Annotated in this window: 17 protein-coding genes, 1 tRNA gene, 2 rRNA genes and 1 other RNA gene (1 of these 21 running past the window's edge); 12 read left to right on the top strand and 9 right to left on the bottom strand. The window is 65.7% G+C overall.

Annotated features, from left to right (window positions below; translation table 11 throughout):
- The 3 genes from BP05_RS08260 to rrf form a co-directional block, all read left to right on the top strand.
- Nucleotides 1–54: transfer RNA gene (locus BP05_RS08260), tRNA-Ile, on the top strand (it extends 23 nt beyond the left edge of the window).
- 248 nt (nt 55–302) lie between these two features.
- Nucleotides 303–3,165: ribosomal RNA gene (locus BP05_RS08255) — 23S ribosomal RNA — on the top strand.
- A gap of 145 nt (nt 3,166–3,310) precedes the next feature.
- Nucleotides 3,311–3,423 (top strand): 5S ribosomal RNA (gene rrf / locus BP05_RS08250).
- A gap of 227 nt (nt 3,424–3,650) precedes the next feature.
- Here the strand turns inward: rrf and BP05_RS08245 are convergent.
- The 8 genes from BP05_RS08245 to BP05_RS08210 form a co-directional block, all read right to left on the bottom strand.
- The gene (locus BP05_RS08245) at nt 3,651–4,379 is read right to left on the bottom strand and encodes a 2OG-Fe dioxygenase family protein (RefSeq protein ID WP_496362296.1); all 729 of its coding nucleotides are present in this window, start codon (nt 4,377–4,379) and stop codon (nt 3,651–3,653) included.
- A gap of 14 nt (nt 4,380–4,393) precedes the next feature.
- On the bottom strand, nt 4,394–5,041 hold the full coding sequence (gene rpiA, locus BP05_RS08240; RefSeq protein ID WP_496362294.1) for a ribose-5-phosphate isomerase RpiA: 648 nt from the start codon (nt 5,039–5,041) through the stop codon (nt 4,394–4,396).
- Between the two features lie 4 nt (nt 5,042–5,045).
- Entirely contained in the window at nt 5,046–5,513 is a 468-nt protein-coding gene (locus tag BP05_RS08235; protein ID WP_496362292.1) for an EVE domain-containing protein, read from the bottom strand.
- 13 nt (nt 5,514–5,526) lie between these two features.
- Entirely contained in the window at nt 5,527–6,123 is a 597-nt protein-coding gene (locus tag BP05_RS08230; protein ID WP_496362290.1) for a 5-formyltetrahydrofolate cyclo-ligase, read from the bottom strand.
- A gap of 88 nt (nt 6,124–6,211) precedes the next feature.
- A non-coding RNA gene (gene ssrS, locus BP05_RS08225) (6S RNA) lies at nt 6,212–6,399 on the bottom strand.
- Between the two features lie 95 nt (nt 6,400–6,494).
- On the bottom strand, nt 6,495–6,803 hold the full coding sequence (locus BP05_RS08220; RefSeq protein ID WP_496362288.1) for a cell division protein ZapA: 309 nt from the start codon (nt 6,801–6,803) through the stop codon (nt 6,495–6,497).
- A complete protein-coding gene (locus tag BP05_RS08215; protein WP_496362286.1) occupies nt 6,800–7,021 on the bottom strand; it encodes a TIGR02449 family protein in 222 nt (73 codons plus the stop codon). Before BP05_RS08215 ends, BP05_RS08220 begins: the two co-directional genes overlap by 4 nt.
- A 55-nt stretch (nt 7,022–7,076) precedes the next feature.
- Nucleotides 7,077–11,636: an EAL domain-containing protein gene (locus BP05_RS08210; RefSeq protein ID WP_496362284.1), complete on the bottom strand. Its 4,560-nt coding sequence runs from the start codon at nt 11,634–11,636 to the stop codon at nt 7,077–7,079.
- Nucleotides 11,637–11,749: 113 nt separating this feature from the next.
- On the opposite strand from BP05_RS08210, the gene BP05_RS08205 reads away from it, so the two are divergent.
- The 4 genes from BP05_RS08205 to BP05_RS08190 all read left to right on the top strand — a co-directional run bounded on the left by BP05_RS08205 (nt 11,750) and on the right by BP05_RS08190 (nt 15,558).
- On the top strand, nt 11,750–12,307 hold the full coding sequence (locus BP05_RS08205; protein ID WP_496362282.1) for a UPF0149 family protein: 558 nt from the start codon (nt 11,750–11,752) through the stop codon (nt 12,305–12,307).
- An 80-nt stretch (nt 12,308–12,387) separates the two neighbouring features.
- Nucleotides 12,388–13,710: an aminopeptidase P N-terminal domain-containing protein gene (locus BP05_RS08200; protein ID WP_496362280.1), complete on the top strand. Its 1,323-nt coding sequence runs from the start codon at nt 12,388–12,390 to the stop codon at nt 13,708–13,710.
- Between the two features lie 180 nt (nt 13,711–13,890).
- Nucleotides 13,891–14,679 (top strand): lytic transglycosylase domain-containing protein, encoded by a 789-nt coding sequence (locus tag BP05_RS08195; RefSeq protein ID WP_496362335.1) that lies wholly within the window; start codon nt 13,891–13,893, stop codon nt 14,677–14,679.
- A 222-nt stretch (nt 14,680–14,901) separates the two neighbouring features.
- The gene (locus tag BP05_RS08190) at nt 14,902–15,558 is read left to right on the top strand and encodes an EF-hand domain-containing protein (protein ID WP_496362278.1); all 657 of its coding nucleotides are present in this window, start codon (nt 14,902–14,904) and stop codon (nt 15,556–15,558) included.
- A 68-nt stretch (nt 15,559–15,626) separates the two neighbouring features.
- Here the strand turns inward: BP05_RS08190 and BP05_RS08185 are convergent, their stop codons facing one another.
- A complete protein-coding gene (locus tag BP05_RS08185) occupies nt 15,627–16,130 on the bottom strand; it encodes a hypothetical protein (RefSeq protein WP_496362276.1) in 504 nt (167 codons plus the stop codon).
- Nucleotides 16,131–16,303: 173 nt separating this feature from the next.
- Between BP05_RS08185 and BP05_RS08180 the strand changes: the two genes are divergently transcribed.
- The 5 genes from BP05_RS08180 to BP05_RS08160 all read left to right on the top strand — a co-directional run bounded on the left by BP05_RS08180 (nt 16,304) and on the right by BP05_RS08160 (nt 19,315).
- The gene (locus tag BP05_RS08180) at nt 16,304–16,492 is read left to right on the top strand and encodes a CPXCG motif-containing cysteine-rich protein (RefSeq protein ID WP_496362274.1); all 189 of its coding nucleotides are present in this window, start codon (nt 16,304–16,306) and stop codon (nt 16,490–16,492) included.
- A gap of 332 nt (nt 16,493–16,824) precedes the next feature.
- On the top strand, nt 16,825–17,187 hold the full coding sequence (locus tag BP05_RS08175) for an EF-hand domain-containing protein (RefSeq protein WP_496362272.1): 363 nt from the start codon (nt 16,825–16,827) through the stop codon (nt 17,185–17,187).
- Between the two features lie 187 nt (nt 17,188–17,374).
- Entirely contained in the window at nt 17,375–18,109 is a 735-nt protein-coding gene (locus BP05_RS08170; protein ID WP_496362270.1) for an HAD family hydrolase, read from the top strand.
- A 138-nt stretch (nt 18,110–18,247) separates the two neighbouring features.
- Nucleotides 18,248–18,739 carry a hypothetical protein gene (locus tag BP05_RS08165; RefSeq protein WP_496362268.1) on the top strand — a complete coding sequence of 164 codons (492 nt, stop codon included), beginning with the start codon at nt 18,248–18,250 and terminating at the stop codon, nt 18,737–18,739.
- A 129-nt stretch (nt 18,740–18,868) separates the two neighbouring features.
- Nucleotides 18,869–19,315 carry a hypothetical protein gene (locus BP05_RS08160; protein ID WP_496362266.1) on the top strand — a complete coding sequence of 149 codons (447 nt, stop codon included), beginning with the start codon at nt 18,869–18,871 and terminating at the stop codon, nt 19,313–19,315.
- The last annotated feature ends 76 nt before the right edge of the window (nt 19,316–19,391 follow it).

Below are 19,391 nucleotides of genomic sequence, written 5' to 3'. Positions count from 1 at the left end.
AGCGCACCCCTGATAAGGGTGAGGCCGGTGGTTCGAGTCCTCCCAGACCCACCACTAATCCCGACGGCAACTCTGAACTGCGCACACACATGAAGATTTGAAACGATTGCGGCGCTGAAGCCGGATTCGTGTTCTTTGAAAACTGGGAATTGTAGCGAGCGTTCTGAGACAGAAGGTCTACAGACGTGTCGTGAGGCTAAGGCGGGGCCCTCGAGGCCCTAACATTTGAAGTTGTCGTAATTCGCGTCGGGGCTTTGTACCCCCCGGCACTACGATAATCCTGAGGCGACTTGGGGTTATATGGTCAAGCGAATAAGCGCACACGGTGGATGCCTTGGCGGTCAGAGGCGATGAAGGACGTGGCAGCCTGCGAAAAGTGCGGGGGAGCTGGCAACAAGCATTGATCCCGCAATGTCCGAATGGGGAAACCCACCTAGCAATAGGTATCCTGCAGTGAATACATAGCTGCTGGAAGCGAACCCGGAGAACTGAAATATCTAAGTACCCGGAGGAAAAGAAATCAACCGAGATTCCCCCAGTAGTGACGAGCGAACGGGGAGCAGCCCTTAAGTTGAGTAAGGTTTAGCAAAACGATCTGGAAAGGTCGGCCATAGACGGTGACAGCCCGGTATGCGAAAGACCTCATTCAATGAAATCGAGTAAGGCGGGGCACGAGAAACCCTGTCTGAATATGGGGGGACCATCCTCCAAGGCTAAATACTCCTGACCGACCGATAGTGAACCAGTACCGTGAGGGAAAGGCGAAAAGAACCCTGGTGAAGGGAGTGAAATAGACCCTGAAACCGTGTGCGTACAAGCAGTAGGAGCCCTTCGGGGTGACTGCGTACCTTTTGTATAATGGGTCAGCGACTTACTGTTCGTGGCGAGCTTAACCGTATAGGGGAGGCGAAGGGAAACCGAGTCTGATAAGGGCGCATAGTCGCGGGCAGTAGACCCGAAACCGGGTGATCTAGTCATGCCCAGGGTGAAGGTACCGTAACAGGTACTGGAGGCCCGAACCCACTCCCGTTGCAAAGGTAGGGGATGAGGTGTGATTAGGAGTGAAAAGCTAATCGAACCCGGAGATAGCTGGTTCTCCTCGAAAGCTATTTAGGTAGCGCCTCGCGTGAATCTTCTTGGGGGTAGAGCACTGTTATGGCTAGGGGGTCATTGCGACTTACCAAACCATGGCAAACTCCGAATACCAAGACAGACTGCGCGGGAGACACACGGCGGGTGCTAACGTCCGTCGTGAAAAGGGAAACAACCCAGACCCACAGCTAAGGTCCCAAATTTCGTGCTAAGTGGAAAACGATGTGGAAAGGCACAGACAGCCAGGAGGTTGGCTTAGAAGCAGCCACCCTTTAAAGAAAGCGTAATAGCTCACTGGTCGAGTCGGTCTGCGCGGAAGATTTAACGGGGCTAAGCACGAAACCGAAGCTTGGGGTGCATACTTTGTATGCGCGGTAGAGGAGCGTTCCGTACGCCGTTGAAGGTGGCTTGAGAAGGCTGCTGGAGGTATCGGAAGTGCGAATGCTGACATGAGTAACGATAATGCGGGTGAAAAGCCCGCACGCCGAAAGCCCAAGGTTTCCTTGCGCAACGTTAATCGACGCAGGGTGAGTCGGCCCCTAAGGCGAGGCAGAAATGCGTAGTCGATGGGAAGCTGGTTAATATTCCAGCACCTCGCGTAAGTGCGATGGAGGGACGGAGAAGGTTAGGCAGGCCGGGCGTTGGTTGTCCCGGTGAGAGAGTTGAGGCGGTCCCCTTAGGCAAATCCGGGGGGGCAACGTTGAGACTAAGGACCGGCCCATTAGGGCTAGGCTGCCGATATCACGCTTCCAGGAAAAGCTCCTAAGCTTCAGCTTACGCAGACCGTACCGTAAACCGACACAGGTGGGCAGGATGAGAATTCTCAGGCGCTTGAGAGAACTTAGGTGAAGGAACTAGGCAAAATAGTACCGTAACTTCGGGAGAAGGTACGCCCTCCATGGTTAATAGCTGAGGAGGGCCGCAGAAACCAGGCCGCTGCGACTGTTTATCAAAAACACAGCACTCTGCAAACACGAAAGTGGACGTATAGGGTGTGACGCCTGCCCGGTGCCGGAAGGTTAATTGATGGGGTCAGCCGCAAGGCGAAGCTCTTGATCGAAGCCCCGGTAAACGGCGGCCGTAACTATAACGGTCCTAAGGTAGCGAAATTCCTTGTCGGGTAAGTTCCGACCTGCACGAATGGCGTAACGACAGCGGCGCTGTCTCCACCTAAGACTCAGTGAAATTGAAATCGCTGTGAAGATGCAGCGTTCCCGCGGCAAGACGGAAAGACCCCGTGAACCTTTACTATAGCTTTACACTGAACGTTGAGTTCGTCTGTGTAGGATAGGTGGGAGCCTATGAAACCGAGGCGCTAGCTTCGGCGGAGGCAACCTTGAAATACCACCCTGATGTGCTTGACGTTCTAACCTAGGTCCGTAATCCGGATCGGGGACCGTGTATGGTGGGTAGTTTGACTGGGGCGGTCTCCTCCCAAAGTGTAACGGAGGAGCTCGAAGGTACGCTCAGCGCGGTCGGACATCGCGCACTGTGTGCAAAGGCATAAGCGTGCTTGACTGCAAGATCGACGGATCAAGCAGGTAGGAAACTAGGACTTAGTGATCCGGTGGTTCTGTATGGAAGGGCCATCGCTCAACGGATAAAAGGTACTCCGGGGATAACAGGCTGATACCGCCCAAGAGTTCATATCGACGGCGGTGTTTGGCACCTCGATGTCGGCTCATCACATCCTGGGGCTGTAGTCGGTCCCAAGGGTATGGCTGTTCGCCATTTAAAGTGGTACGCGAGCTGGGTTCAGAACGTCGTGAGACAGTTCGGTCCCTATCTGTCGTGGGCGTTGGAGATTTGAGAGGGGCTGCTCCTAGTACGAGAGGACCGGAGTGGACGAACCTCTGGTGTTCCGGTTGTCATGCCAATGGCACGGCCGGGTAGCTATGTTCGGAAGCGATAACCGCTGAAAGCATCTAAGCGGGAAGCGCGCCTCAAGATGAGATCTCCCGGGACACAAGTCCCCTAAAGGAACCATCAAGACCAGGTGGTTGATAGGCAGGGTGTGTAAGCGCAGCAATGCGTTGAGCTAACCTGTACTAATGATCCGTGTGGCTTGACCATATAACCTCAAGTGGCCTTAGGCTTACGACGACGTCGTGACCTTCCAGGACCAACTCGCTACAATCCCAAATTCTTAAGCCCCTAGGGACTCGTCCCTTCGTGCAAAAGACGCAAGCAGGCGCAATCGCGCCGCTTCACCAGCTTGCTCAGTGACAATAGCGTTGTGGCACCACCCGATCCCATCCCGAACTCGGAAGTGAAACGCAACCGCGCCGATGGTAGTGTGCATCCGCATGCAAGAGTAGGTCATCGCTGAGCATTTATCCGAACCCCCGGCCGACAGGTCGGGGGTTCTTCTTTGCGCCGGCGAAAAATACGCGCGCGACTCCCCTCGCGCCGGAGCCCATGCGCCAGGCTCCAAGGGTTACCCAGGCAATCCTCCCCAGTAACCCCAACAGAAACCTTTGGCCAACCAATACCCGCTCACCCGGAAGCGCTGCCGCCGGACCCGCACGTGCAACGGGACGCGGGGTCCAGTGTCTGCTTCAGGTCTGCCGGCGGAATGTCACGACGAGCACGTCGCGATATGCGGGCAGAGCGGGGTCCAGCGGGGTAACCGCGGTCACGCCGTGGAAGACCCGGGAATCGTCCACGAGCGCGGCGTCGAATGCATGGGTCAGGGTGAAGCTGCCGAGCAATGCGCCGTCGCCGGCATGGATGGTGGTTGTGCCACTCGCGATGTTCCTGCGATCGACCAGCAGCACCAGGACGTAGTCGACACCGTCGCGATGGATGCCCTCAGGGGTCGGCTCGCCTGGCTCGCCAAGCTTGGCCTCGATGCGGAACTGATGCACCTCGACACGCCAGCTTCGGACCTCCGGTGCCAAGGCGGCGAACAGCTCCCGCGCAAAGTCCAGGATCGTTGACAGCGACGCACCGGAGCCGACGTCGGGTGCGATGGGTTCGAACCAGCGCTCGATGTTGCCTTGCAGGCTGTTGTAGTCGCTGGACTGGTAGTGGGGCTGGTGCGGCTGCCGCTGAACGTGCCCGCCTGCGTCGGCCTCGTAGACGGCATGCCGACGACGCCGGCGCCGACCGACCTTCGCCAGATAGGTGTCGGGTGCAAGATCGTTCCAACTGTCCGCAAACCGCGCCCAGTCGTCGAGCCGCCCGCTGCGCTCGAGCATCGACCGCATGTTGGATGATGCGACGAAACAGAAACCCTCGCTTCGCAGCAACGGCGGGAGATCGGCCACGGCGATGGCGTTCGGCATCGTCTCCAACGGACTTACAGAACCAAGGGCGGTTGACCGCCCACGATCACGATGTCGGCGGGGCGCCGGGCGAACAGTCCCACCGAAACCACGCCAGGGATCTGGTTCACGACGCTCTCGGTGGCGACAGGATCGATGATGGATAGATTATGGACGTCGAGTATCACGTTGCCATTGTCGGTAACCACCCCGTCCCGCCACACCGGCTGGCCACCGGTCCTCGCAAGGATTTGTCGCGCTACCAGGCTGCGCGCCATCGGGATCACCTCGACGGGCAAGGGAAACTTGCCGAGTACGTCCACGCGCTTGGCCGGGTCGATGATGCACACGAACTTCTCGCTCGCTTCGGCGATGATCTTTTCCCGCGTCAGGGCCGCGCCGCCCCCCTTGATCAGGCGCTTGTGCGGATCGCACTCGTCGGCACCGTCCACGTAGAGCGACAGAGGGCCGGTGGCGTTGAGGTCGAGGACTTCGATGCCGTGCATCGCCAAGCGCTGCGTGCTCTGTTCCGAACTGGAAACGGCGCCACGAATGCGGTCCTTGATCCGCGCGAGCGCGTCGATGAAATAGGCCACGGTGGATCCCGTGCCTACGCCGACGATCATGCCGTCCTCGACATAGTCGATGGCCTTTTCGCCGGCCAGGCGCTTTGCTTCGCTCACGGAGTCATTCCAGGGACAGGAGAAGTTTCCATTGTGCCGCCGTCACCGGTAGCACCGACAGGCGGGAGCCGCGTTGGATCAACGCGAAACCCTCCCCCAGCTCGTCGGCATGCTGGCGGATCTCTTCCAGCGCGATGGTGCGCTTGAGCTTGCGATCGAAGCTGACGTCGACCAAGTCCCAGCGCGGTTGCTCGCGTGTCGCCTTGGGATCGAAATAATCCGACTTGGTGTCGAACTGGGTCGGGTCGGGATACGGAGTGCTCGCCACCGTCGCGACACCGACAATGCCGGGAACATCGCAGCTCGAGTGATAGAACAACACGCCATCGCCCACCTGCATGGCCCGCATGTGATTCCGGGCCTGGTAGTTGCGCACCCCGGTCCAGGGCTCGGTGCCGACTCGCCGCAAGTCGTCGATCGAAAATGCGTCAGGCTCGGATTTCATCAGCCAATAGCGGCGGCGTGCGGTCATGGCGGCGGTCGTGTCAGGCGTTGGTGAAGTCGAAAAAGCCGCTCTCGGTGCAGACGGCGTCAAGGCGCACATCCCATGGCTGGGGTTGCGCGCGTGCCACCTGCTGCAGCGCGAATGCGGCGCCCACGAGATAGGGTGGGGCATCGGCGCCGTGCCGGAAGGCGAAGCTGCGATCGTACCAGCCGCCCCCCATGCCAAGCCGGTTGCCGTCATCGTCGAACCCCACCAGCGGCAGCACGGCCAGCGACATCTGCTCAGGGACGAGCAGCGAGGCAATGGAGACATCGGGTTCCGGAATGCCGTAGCGGTTGCTGACCAGTGCATCGCCCGGGCGCCAGGGCGCGAAGCGCAGACGTTGGTCCTCGCACAGGACCGGCAGGCAATAGACGCACTCACGCGGGAGGCGCAGCTGCCAAACGTGCAGTGCAATCTCTCCGTCCATCGCCCAGTAGCCAGCGACGTAGCCGGAGCGTGGAGCGAATGGTAGAGCCAGCAGGCGTTGCGCCAGCCCTTCTGCGGCCGCAATGCGATGCGCGGCGGGAAGGGCGCGACGGCGTGCGCGTAGGTCCTGGCGCAGCTGGCGGCGCATGGCGCTGGTTGCGTCATTCATGCGGAGAACGCGCCAGTGAGGCGGCTGTTCGGCACGCTGAGGGTAGGACAGAAAAACGCAGCGCCTACGCGCTGCGCATGAGAATGAAAAGTCCTCCACCGGTGTGCGATGCCTGCGAAACGACCTTGAACCCGGGGTTCAAGTGGGAACGCTTGGATGCCTTCGGGCTTTCCGCTACAGGGCGGACTTGCACTCCGGGCTTCCGCTGCGCCCCCGTGGTCGTCATTAAGGGACAAGGCGAATGTTTGCGCAGGCTGTCGCGCACAGCAGAGGACGTGCGCGAAGTATAGCGCGGTGTTTTCCATGGGCCAGTCCGCTCGTCGGCGCAGGCGATGCTGCGGTTCAGCAGAAACGTGCGAGTGCTCGCGTTTTCAACGTGGCGCGTTGTCGAACAATCCGTCGAGCTTGCGATGCAGGTCGTCGAGCGTTCGCACGAGCTCGCGATCGCGGCCCTCGCCGTCGCTGCGCAACTGCTGGAGTTCGTGCGCGAGGTTCAACGCCGCGAGCACGGCCACGCGATCGAGCGCGGCCATGCGGTTATTGCCGCGGATCTCGCGCATCTTCGCGTCCAGCAGTTTCGCCGCCGCCATCAGGCTGTCGCGTTCGTCCGGCTCACAACCGATGGTGTACTCGCGATCGAGCAGCCGGATGCTGACGGGCTCGCTGGCCTTGGAACTCACGTGTGCTGCTCCAGCGACTTGAGCCGGGCGATCATCGCCTCGACCCGGTTGCGCGCCTGCTCGTTCTTCGCCAGCAGCGTTGAGCGTTCGTTGATCAGCTGCTCCTGCTGCAGGCGCAGGCTGCGATTCTCCTCGCTGAGCCGGCGCGCCTGGCTACCCAGCTCGTCAAGGCGAGCCGACAGGTTCTGCAGTTCGGCGATGAGCTGGGTGCGATCCATGGGCGGATGATGGGGAGCAGGCGGGGGGCGGTCAAGGCAGCTGCCACGATCCGGCCTAGCCGGAGACCGCCTGGCGATCGGTTGCCGCGGTGGCGGTGGCCCAGCTTTGCAGGAAGGTCAGGCACTCCTCTGCGCGCAGGGGGCGGGCCAGCCAGTAGCCCTGGATTTCATCGCAGCCATGGTCATGCAGGAACTTCACCTGCGCCTCGGTTTCCACTCCCTCGGCCACCACGTTCAAGCCCAGCGAATGCGCCATCGCGATGACGGCGCCGGTGATGGCTTCGTCGTCGGCGTCGCGGGTGAGGTCGCCGATGAATTCCTTGTCGATCTTGAGCGTGGTCAGCGGCAGGCGCTTGAGATAGGACAGGGAGGAGTAGCCGGTGCCGAAATCGTCGATCGCCAGGCCCACGCCCAGGTCACGGATGGCCTGAAGCATGGCCGCGTTCTGCTCCGCGTTCGCCATGATCACGGTCTCGGTGAGCTCGAGTTGCAGGCGGTCGGGCGGGATGTTGCGGCCGGACAGCGCGCGCGCGACCACGTCCGGAAGATGGCCTCGCGCCAGTTGCAGCGCCGAGACGTTCACGGCTATCGAGACGTCCAGCAGGCCCAGTTCCCGCCACATCTCCAGCGTGTTGCAGGCCTCCTGCATCGCCCACTCGCCGATCTCGAGGATCAGGCCCGTCTCCTCCGCGAGGGGGATGAAACGATCCGGCGGTATCTCGCCGTGCTCGGGGCTGTACCAGCGCAACAGCGCCTCGACCCCGGTGATCCGCATCTGCGTCAACGACAGCTTCGGCTGGAACACCAGGCGCAGTTCGTGGCGGTCCAGGACCTTGCGCAGCGCGGCGGAGATCGTGGCGCGCTGGCGGATCTCCACGTCCATCGCGTCTGTGTAGCGCATGAAGGTACGCCGCCCCGCCGCCTTGGCCTGGTACATCGCCGTGTCCGCATGCTTGAGCAGGTCGGTGGGGATCTGGGCGTGGTCGGGATACAGGCTGATGCCGATCGACGGCGAGATCGAGACATCATGGCGGTCGTCGATGTCGAGCGGCTGGCCGAAGGCGTCGATGATCCGGCGCGCGACCTGCTCGGCTTCGTCGATCGTGTCGATGTCCTCGAGCACGACCGTGAACTCGTCTCCGCCCAGCCGCGCCACGGTATGTTGCGCACCGACCGTGTTCTGCAGGCGCGCGGCCGCGGCGCGCAGGATGCGATCGCCGGCGGCGTGGCCGAGCGAATCGTTGATGTCCTTGAAGCGGTCGAGGTCGAGGAACAGCACCGCGATGCGCTTGCCCTGGCGCCGCGCGCGCACGATGGCACGCGAGAGCCGCTCCGACAGCAGCGTGCGGTTGGGCAGGCTGGTGAGCGTGTCGTAGTTGGCGAGGTAGCGCAGCTCCTGCTCGGCGCGCTTCTGGTCGGTGATGTCGCCCAGCACGCCGACGTAGTGGCTGCGCTGGCCGGTCGCGTCGAGGACGATGCTGGCCTGCACCGAGCACAGGAACTCCTGCCCGTCCTTGCGCTGCTGCCAGATCTCGCCGGACCAGCGACCGTCGCGCTCCAGGCGGAAGCGCATCTGCCGGTAGAACTCCGGGTCGTGCTGCGGGCTGTTGAGGAGCGCGGTGTCGCGGCCGAGGACTTCGACATCGCTGTAGCCGGTCATGCGGGTGAAGGCGGGATTCACCGAGACGAAGCAGAAGTCGCGGTCGAAAACACACACCGCCTCCGCCATGCTGCGCAGCACCTCGCTGGCGATGCGGCGCTCGCGTTCGGCATTGCGGGTGGCGGTGACGTCGCGGGCGGTGCCGGCAATGCGCAGGGCGCGGCCGCTGGGATCGCGGTCCACGACGCGGCCGCGCGCGAGCATCCAGGCCCAGTGCCCGTCAGGTAGGCGCACGCGGTGCTCCGAGAGCATCAGCGAGGTCTCGCCGCGGATGTGCTGGCGCACCAGGTCGCTCAGGCGCGGCAGGTCGTCGGGATGGACTTCGTGCTGGTCGACGATTTCCATCTGCACCGCGCTGTCGGCGTCGGCGACGCGGCTTTCGTCGATGCGCATCGCATGCATCTCGCCGCGCTTGAGGTCGTAGTCCCAGAAGATCTCGCCCGACCCCCACAGCGCCAGCTTCAGCCGCTGCTCGCGCACGCGGATGGCTTCGAACAGGCCGCGCTCGCGCCGTACGCCCTGCCGGTGCCGCCACCACAGGAAGCCGGCCAGCGCCAGCAACAGGGCGGTGGCGATCGCGATCACGCGTGGATGACGCCACCACGGTGGCAACACCTGGACCGGTACGCTCAACTCCTGCGATGACCACACCCCGTCCCGATCGGTGGCCTGCACGCGCAGCACGTAATCGCCGGGGGGAAGCTTGGTATACGCGATGTCCTGCTCGTGCCCGTTCTCAATCCATCCCAGGTCGAATCCGTCGAGGCGGTACCGGTACTGGATGTTGGCGGCGGGTGCGAAATCCAGCGCGCCCACGCGCAGGCGCAGGAGGTCGGCGTCGTCCGGGACGGACAACGCGCGGGGCTGCCACAGCACGCCGTCGTTGCCCGTGGCGTCCGCGCCGATGCGCGCGGACAGCAGCCGCAACGGTGGCAGGTAACCGGTATCGGTGATGCGGCGCGGATCGAACAGATTGAGCCCGCGCACGCCGCCGAGCGCGACGCGGCCGTCGCTCAGGAGCGCTGCGGCGGCGCCGTTGAATTCGAGGTCCTGCAGGCCATCGGCAAGGCCGTAGGTGCGGTACGCGCCCGACGCGGTGCGGAAGCGGGTGATGCCATTGTCGGTCCCCAGCCAGAGCGTTCCCGCGGGACGCTCGACGATCGAGAACACCACCGGGACAGGACGGTCATGCAGCGCTTCGGCCAGCGGGTGGGCAAAGGCGACATTGCCGCCCGCGGTTTCAATCACGCGGCTCAGGCCCGCATGCGTGCCGATCCAGATATTGCCGTCGGCGGCCTGCCAGAGCGCACGCACCAGGTTGCCCGGCAGGCTGCCCGGGGCGTGGAGGCCGTGGCGGAAATGCCGCAGCTGCCCGTTGGCAGGGTCAAGCAGGTCCAGGCCGTCGCCGGTCCCCAGCCAGATGCGGCCGCGGCGATCCTCCAGCATCGCGTGCACCGCCGGGTGCGACAGCTGGTGCGGGTCGTTCTCGCGGAATCCGTAATGCAGCACTTCGCCGTCGAATGGCGAGTAGCGCAGCGCGCCATTGTTGGCGGTGCCGATCCACAGCGCGCCATTGCGCGCAAGCATCAGGCTGCGGATCGAAGCATTGGAATAACTGCCCAGGGCCACCTGTTCGATCGAACCGCGGCGCGGGTCCAGGCGCAGCAGGCCGCGTTCGGTCGCCACCCACAGATTGCCGTCGGGGTTGCGCACGAGCGCCATGACCCGCGGCTTGCCCTCGTTCGCTGCCCACGGCAGGCGTTGGCTGAAGTCGTCGAGACGGTCGCCGCGGGGGTCGTAGCGCAGCAGCCGCGCATCGTCGGTGCCGAGCCAGAGCGCGCCGCTACCGTCCTGTGCGACGGCGCGCACGCTGTCATCGGTGGCCGGATTGTGCTGCGCACCGCTGTCCAGGTTGAGCACGTACGTGAAGCGCGTGCCAAGCGGGTCGGTGATGCTGACGCCGCGGAACTGTCCGCCCAGCCACAGCATGCCCCCACGATCCACCATCAACGTGTTGATGCCATCCTCCGGCAGGCCGGAAGCGAGGCCGGGCTGGTCACGGAACGCCTGGCCGGTGCCATTAGCCGGGTCGAACCGCAGCACGCCCTCCCGGGAGAGCGACAGCCAAAGCCGGTGATCGGGTGCCTCGACGATCGCGCGCACCTCGACATCGGGAGCGTCGCCGCTGGCGGGCCACACCTTCAGCAGCGAGCGCCCATCGGACGCCAGTCGGAACAAGCCCTGCGGGGTGCCGATCCAGAGCTGGCCGCGATGGTCGAAGGCGAGCGCCCGCACGGCCGTTCCGGGCCGCATCCGCTCCACGCCGCCGCGCGGCCCGATGCGATACAGGCCGGTCTGGGTGCCGTACCAGACGTCGCCATCGCGCCCGGCCACCAGCGACTGCCGCGGCCAGGCGCGCAAGGCCTTGGAATCCAGGGTGATGACGCGGTCGCGGGTCCCGGTGGCCGGATCCAGCCGCTCCAGGCCGGCGAGCGTGCCGACCCAGACCTTGCCGGCGTGGGGCAGCAGGGCCGAAACCTGGCGCTGCGACTGTTCGCCCGCCGCCACTTCGTAACGCCGGATGGTGCCGCTGGCCAGGTCCAGCCGCGACACGTACTGCGCGTAGGAGCCCACCCACAGCGAATGGTCGCCTTCGATGGCCAGCGCCGTGACGTAGCTGTCGGGAAGGCTGGCGGGGTCGCGCGGGTCATGCCGGTATTGCACGTAGCGCTGCCCGTCGTAGCGGTGCAGCCCACCCTGGGTGGCCACCCAGACGAATCCCTGCGTGTCCTGCACCATCGCGTTGACGGTGTTCTGGCCCAGCCCGCGCTCGCTGCCCAGGCGCTCGAAGTAGTAGTCGCGCGTCAGCGCCGAGGCATCACGGGCAATGCCTGCGCCAAGCAGGCCTGCGATCGCTGCGATCAGGCAAGCGGTGAAGGATGGGAAAAAGCGCACGGACCCCAGCCGTTAGGCGTATGGGGGCAGTGTAAGACACCCGACGCCTGCCGCTAGCCGTATTCCAGCCGCTAAACTGCCCACATCCCCCAATCGTCCTGAACGCACCCAACGTGTCGTCCCGAAACGTCCCCGATCTGCCCGCGCCGGCCGCCCTCGAGGCCGAAATCCGCGCCCTCGCACTGTCCGTGACCGTGCCGGAGCTGCATGGCAGCCTCTGCGGCTGGCTGGCCGGAGGCGGCGCGTCCACCCCGCAGTGGCTGGGCCAGGTTCTTGCGGATGCGGCATTGCCCGCTCCCGCCACAGGCAGTGCGCTGGACGAGCTGCGCCTGGCCAGCGCGGCCCAACTGGGCGATCGCAGCTTCGAATTCGAGCTCCTGCTGCCCGACCCCAATGCCTCGCTCGAAGAACGCAGCGGCGCGCTGTTCGACTGGTGCCGTGGCTTCCTCGGCGGCTTCGGACTCGCGGCAGGCGCCGCGCCAACCCTGTCCGACGACAGCCGTGAGGCGCTCGCGGACCTGGCCAAGCTGGCCGCCGCGCAGGCGCAGGACGACGGCGACGAGGAGGACGAGGAGGCGCTGGTGGAGCTGGAGGAGTTCGTGCGGGTCGCGGCGCTGCTGTTGCACGGTGACTGCGTGATGGCCGCCCACCACAGGCAACGCTTCAACTGAGGCGCCTTGCTGTGGATGACTCCGCAGCCGCAGGCCGCATCGCGCGGGCGCCGCCCGCCACACCCCAACCCACGCCCCGCATGATCAAACCCCTCGCCGTACCAAGCCGCAACTACGCCCGCCGTCAGCGGCAGCTCATGCGCATGGCGGGCGACGAGGCGATCCTCATCCTGCCGGCGGCGAAGGAAGTGGTGCGCAGTCGCGACACGCATTACCCGTACCGGCAGGACTCGGACTTCTGGTACCTCACCGGCTTCGCCGAACCCGAAGCGGTGCTCGTGCTCGTGCCGGGGCGCAAGCACGGTGAAACCCTGCTGTTCTGCCGCGAGCGCGACCAGGAGCGCGAAGCCTGGGACGGCCCGCGCCACGGCCCGGAAGGCGTGGTGGAGGCGTTTGGTTTCGACGACGCCTATCCGATCGGCGACCTCGACGACATCCTGCCCGGGCTGCTGGAAGGCCGCACGCGGGTGTACTACCACTTCGGCCGCGACCAGGAATTCGACCTCAAGCTCATCGGCTGGCTGAACCGGGTGCGGGCGCAGGTGCGGCTGGGCGCGCAGCCGCCGCACGAATTCCTCGAACTCGGCCACCTGCTGGACGAGATGCGCCTGTTCAAGGACCGCGACGAGCTGCGGCTGATGCAGCGCGCCGCCGACATCAGCGTGCACGCGCACGAAGCCGCGATGCGGTCCGTCCGCGCCGGCATGCGCGAGTACGAGCTGCAGGCGGAAATCGAACGCGTCTTCCGCCAGCATGACGCCGAGCCCGCCTACGGCAGCATCGTCGGCGCCGGCCGCAATGCCTGCGTGCTGCACTACCGCGCCAACAATGCGACGGTCAACGACGGCGAGCTCGTGCTCGTCGACGCCGGCGCCGAGTACCGCGGCTACGCCGCCGACATCACCCGCACGTTCCCGGCCAGCGGCCGCTTCAGCAAGGAGCAGCGTGCGCTGCATGACCTGGTCCACGCCGCGCAGCGCGCCGCGCTCGCACAGGCCCGTCCTGGCATCGCTTACGAGGCCGGGCACGTCGCCGCGGTCGCGACGCTGACCGAAGGCCTGCTGCGGCTGGGACTGCTCAAGGGCAAGCTGGAGAAGAACATCGCCGACGGCCACTACCGTCGCTTCTACCGGCACAAGACCGGGCATTGGCTCGGCCTCGACGTGCACGACGTCGGCGAATACCGCATCGATGGCGAATCGCGCCTGCTCGAGCCCGGCATGGTGTTCACCATCGAGCCCGGCCTCTACGTCGCCGAAGACGACACGACGGTCGATGCCAGGTGGCGCGGCATCGGCATCCGCATCGAGGACGACGTGCTGGTGACCAAGGACGGGCACGAAGTACTGACGGACAAGCTGGCGCGCAGCGCCGACGAGATCGAGGCGCTGATGGCGCACTGACGCCCGTCAGGGCGCCCCGGCGAACGCCGCCGGCCATCGATCGCATATCGGGCCGTTGCGGGCCACGCGCGGCGACGGATCCGTCGCATGCCGCCGCGAAGCGTCCAATCGCGCCTCGCGGGCTCCACCGCCAAACCATTGGCACATCCCGGCGTGGCGCCCCTGCTGCACACTTCGGGCATGGTCGCGCGCCGCATCATCGTCGCTGGCATCGTGGTCCTGCTGTTGTCGTGGGCCGCTTCCGCGCACGCGCGGACCGTGTACCGATGCGTGCGTGGCGGCAGCGTCAGCCTGGCGACCGCACCCGAACCCGGATCCCGCTGCGTCGCCAGGCACATCGACGACGATGCGGTGAAGCTGCCGAACCTGTGGGGCGCGCTCGGCGTCGTCAACGGCACCCTGTACGAGCGGCAGCAGGACGGCCGCACCGTCTACAGCACGCGCAAGCTGCCCGGCTCGACGCCGGTGCTGGCGTTCACCGTGGCCACGCCGCCGGGCGAGCCGGCGCACGCGGGGCTGGGCGATGTCGGCCGGCCGCAGATCGATCGCTATGCCGCGCAGTTCCGCGCCGCGGCGAAGAAGCACGGCGTCGAGGACGCGTGGTTGCGCGCCATCGCGCACGTCGAAAGCGGCTTCGATACCAAGGCCGTGTCGCCGAAGGGCGCGCAGGGCCTCATGCAGCTGATGCCGGAAACCGCCCGCAGCTACGGCGTTACCGATGCCTATTCGGCCACGCAGTCGATCGACGCGGGCGCGCGCCACCTGCATGCGCTGCTGCGCAGGTACCGTGGCGATTTCACCCTTGCCGCCGCCGCGTACAACGCCGGGGCGGGCGCCGTGGCGCGCTTCGGCGGGGTTCCGCCTTACCGCGAAACCCAGGACTACATCGCCAAGGTGCAGCGCCTGCACGCGAGCTATCGCCAGGCCCTGGATCGCGGCGCAACGATTGCGAGTCGCGCCGCGCCGTAATGGGCGGGAGGCGATGACGCGCAGCAGCAAACGCGGCGCAGAGGGATTCAGCACCGTGCTCGGGCGCTTGGCATGAATGGGCGATCCCGCTAACGCCGCAGCAAAATGGCGTGAATCGCGCGTTATTCCCGCGCTTCCTCACGACGCGTACAGGCGCGCCGCACCAGCTTGTGTGCGCCGTGGCGCATGGGCGTCCGGTCAATGCTCAACAGGAGGAACGCCATGAACGCAAGCAACCGCAATCTGCTCGCCCTCGGACTGGCGGCAGCGCTGCTGTCGCCGGCGGCGTGGGCGCAGGGCGGCAAGGGTCCGCCGGATGTTCCGCGCGTCGCGCCGACACCGAGCCTGCCGACGCCGAATTCGCCGGAACAGACGATGCGCGACATCCACAAGCCGTTGACCAACACGACGGAGCAGGCCAACACCAACGTGCCGCCGCCTTCGCCGCCCCAGTCGCAGGGCGCCGAGCACGCGGCCGCGCATTCCTCGGTGGTCCAGCGCGATGTCTGGACGCGCCTCGACACCGACGGCGACGGCAGGATCAGCACCACCGAGGGCGCCATCGACACCGGCTTCAACGCAGGCTTCGCGGCGATGGACGCCGACCACGATGGCTTCGTCACCGACGCGGAGTACCGCGCCGGCGCCAAGGCGGAGATGGACAAGGGCCGCGGGGGCGCCGACGCGTCGACGCGCACGTCGTCGAGCCTGGGCGACACCCTGCGGCGCCTCGATGCCAATGCCGACGGATCGATCAGCGTGGGTGAAGGCGACGCCGACGCCACCTTCAAGGCCAACTTCGCCAGCATCGACGCCAACAGCGATGGCAGCGTCACGCGCGCGGAGTACCAGGCGTGGCTGAAAGCCGGCCGCAAGTGAGGCACTGAAGCAGTTGCGACAAGGGCGCCAACCGGCGCCCTTGTCGTGTCGCGGCAACCGCCGCGCTGTCAGCGGATCAGTGCGGTTGGCGTCTCGAACGGCAGCGACAGCGCGCCGGTGCGCATCACTGCGGCTTCCACCGCAGGCAGCATTTCGGCGGCGCCGTCGACCAGGACGAGGATGCGTCCGGCCTTGATCTCGCCATCGAACTTCTGCCGCACCGGATCCGGCAGCGACGAACCCACCAGCGACGAGGCGAATGCGCCCACGAGCACGCCCGCGAGCGCGACCAGTCCGGCGCCCGACCAGCTCATGCCGACCGACGGAAACACCAGCACGGCAATGGCGCCTGCCACCAGCCCGGCGATGCCTCCGAACAACGCGCCACGCAGTGCCGCCGGCACGAAGTCGCTGTCGGCTTCCTTGCGCCGGTTGGGGATGTGGCTAACCTCGATGTCCGGCCTGGCAACCAGCGAAATGTCGTCGTCGTGGATGCCGGCTTCGCGCGCGGCCTGGATGGCGGCGCGGGCCGTGATCAGATCGGGCGTGCTGAAAACGCGGCGAGTCTTCATGCGCACTCCTAGATATCGGCCGCGATCGCTTGGGGTGCAGCGCGCCGCGCGGCTCCCCAGCGCGTGCAGGCAGCTTTGCTCCGAAAAGGTTAGTGAAGCGTGATGGGTCACGGACCGCATCCGCACGCGTGCCGCGCTAGGCTGGTGACCGATTGTCCCGGAGACCCCACGCCATGCTGCCCACCATCGCGGTGCCATGCCCGTATTGCGGCGAGCGCGTCGAGCTCATGATCGACGAGGCCAGCGACCTGCAGCGTTACATCGAGGACTGTCCGGTGTGTTGCCAGCCGATGGAAATCGCCGTCGCCTTCGGCGCGGGCGGCGAGGTGCTGGTGAGCGCGACGCGTGACAGCGACGCGTGACAGCGATGCGTGACAGCGATGCGTGACAACCACGCGTGACAGCGACGGTGGCGTGGCGCGTGTCGCGAACCTGGAAGGCACGCGCGCGCCATTTTCGTAAAGGTTGTGTTCCATTCAGCCCGCGCACGCTGCGGCTTTTCAAAGCCCGTCACGCTAGGGCGGGGTTCAGCGCGCAGCCATAAACGGTTTCACCTTCGTTGTGGTTAACCCCATGTGGAGGCCGCGCGCGCGACGCTGCAGGCGTTCATCCGCGCATGGGCATGGTCGCCGGGTGCGGGGCACATCCCCCGATCCGCAACTCGCCGCGCACACCCCTTAAGGAGAAAAGACTGATGAATCGCAAGACCCTGATCGGTACGTTCGCCCTCGCCGCCACCCTGTCCGCCCCGCTGGCCTTCGCGCAATCGCAGACCGACGCCGCCTCGACCGGCGCCACGGCGCAATCGACGAGCGCGACCGATGCCGCCGCCCAGCCCACCACGTCCAACGACGCGGCCGCCGCCACCGCGGGCGAGCCCGGCAAGAAGAGCTGGAACGATGTCGATCTCAACAAGGACGGTAACCTGAGCAAGGCCGAGGCAGCCGCGATCCCGGCGCTGGGCCAGGTCTTCGACAAGGCGGATGCCAACGCCGACGGCGCACTGAGCGCCGACGAATACAAGGCCTATGTCAAGACGAAGGAAGGCAAGAAGTAAGCCTTCGCGTCACGGTTGGCCGGCGACCTGACCTGCCGGCAGCGGCGGGACGCTGATCTCGCATCGGCGTCCCGCCGGTTTCATCGCTCGCGCCGTCCAGCGGCGCCCCCCACGCGAAAGGCGGCCCCCGGCCGCCTTTCGTCCCTTCTGCGGCGGGTCGCGCCGGACCGGCTGGCATACTGCGCGCATGACCCGGGACACCACCACCATCCGCCTCGTCGGCTTCGACGGCGATGACACGCTCTGGCGCAGCGAGGACTACTACCACGCCGCGCAGGCCGACTTCGAACGCATCGTGGGGCACTACGTCGACCTGCAGGATGGACGCACCCACGAGCGCCTGTACGCAGTGGAGATGCGCAACCTCGCGCTGTTCGGCTACGGCGTCAAAAGCATGACCCTGTCGATGGTGGAGGCCGCGGTGGAGATCACCGACGCGCGCATCAGCGCCACCGACCTGCATCGCATCGTCTCGCTGGGCAAGGCACTGCTGCAGCATCCGGTGGAATTGCTGCCCGGCATCCGCGAGGCGGTCGAAGCGATCGCCGCCGAGCACGACATCGTGCTGATCACCAAGGGCGACCTGTTCCACCAGGAAAACAAGGTCCGCCAGTCGGGCCTCGCCGACCTGTTCCACCGCATCGAGATCGTGAGCGAGAAGGACGCCTCGACCTATGCGCGCGTGCTCGCCGAGTTCAACCTGCCGGCATCGCGCTTCGCCATGATCGGCAACTCCCTGCGCTCGGACATCGCCCCCGTGCTCGAACTGGGCGGGTGGGGCGTGTACATGCCGTACCACGTGACCTGGGCGCATGAGACCGAAGCGCAGGTCGACGAGCGCGCGCCGCGCCTGCGCCGCGTGGCCGCACCGTCGGAGTTGCCGGCCGCGGTGAAGTCGCTGGCGTTGCCGGCAACGGTATAGGCGGCAGCTCCACGGCCTCCTAACTGGAATCTGAGCGGCGCTTACGGTTCACACGGAAATTACAAATCGGTTCACCGCCACGGTCGCATCGTCGCACCGTGCCCGCCAAACGGTGGTGGGCGTGAAAGGAGAACCGCTATGGCCATCGTGACCCGCTGGCTTGCTTCCACCGCCCTGGCTGCCGGCCTCGGCATGGCGACGCTGGCCGTTCCGGCCCCGGCCCAGGCGCAGGACGACCTGACGCGGGTGATCGTCGACGTCGCCGACGTGATCTTCCGCGGCGGCGATCCGTATTACCGCTACGGCGACTACGGCTACGACGACCGCCTGCTGGTCGAGCGCGACCGCTACGGACGCCCGGTGTACTACCGCTATGCGCCGAACAACTACCGCAGCGGTCCGCCGTACGGCAACGCCTACGGCTACTGGAAGAAGCATGACCAGTCCCGCCAGCAGTCGCGCGTGAAATGCGACAGCAAGGGCCGCTGCGTGACGCGCTACTACGACCCGCGGTATGACCGCCGCTCCTACGACAACCGCTACTACAGCTATGACCGCCGCCATGACCGGTACGACCGCGATGGACGCTACTGGGACGGTCGGCGCTGGCGCGACTACGACGATGATTGACCGGTATCGCCGGTGAAGTACGGGACGGCGCCTCAGGGCGCCGTCTCCGCTTTGGCCGCCAGCGTTCTTTGCTGTCTGGTAATGAGCCGGGTGGTAGCCTTCGCGCACCGACGCCACAGGAGCGCGCGAATGAAACCCCGTCCGTTGAAATCCCGCCTGGCCGCACTGCTCGGCACGCTCGTGCTGCTGGCTTCCCCGGCCGCCTTCGCCAGCGGCCCGATCACCTGCAAGCTCAGTTTCAACCTCGCCGGATGGTCGGTGTTCTACAAGACCGCAAGCGGCGCCGGCGTGGTGACCTGCGACAACGGGCAGAGCATGTCGGTGCGGATCCACGCCAAGGGCGGTGGCCTCACGATCGGCAAGTCGCGGATCGAAAACGGCACCGGCGAATTCTCGGGTGTCTACACCATCAACGACGTGCTGGGCACCTATGCCAGCAGCGAGGCCCATGCCGGCGCGGCCAGGTCGGCCAAGGCCATGGCGATGACCAAGGGCAGCGTGTCGCTCGCGCTGGCGGGCAAGGGCCAGGGCTGGGACCTGGGCGTCGCCTTCGGCAAGTTCGTGATCGAGCCCTGACGGGCCCGCCGCCGAACTCATGACGGATTCATTGGCGGCGCACCAGCATCGCCGCGCACTGCAACGGAGCCCCCAG

It is taken from the genome of Lysobacter oryzae DSM 21044 (genome assembly GCF_059568595.1).
Note: the sequence above shows the minus strand (reverse complement) of the source record. Positions and strands in the feature narration are given on the sequence as shown.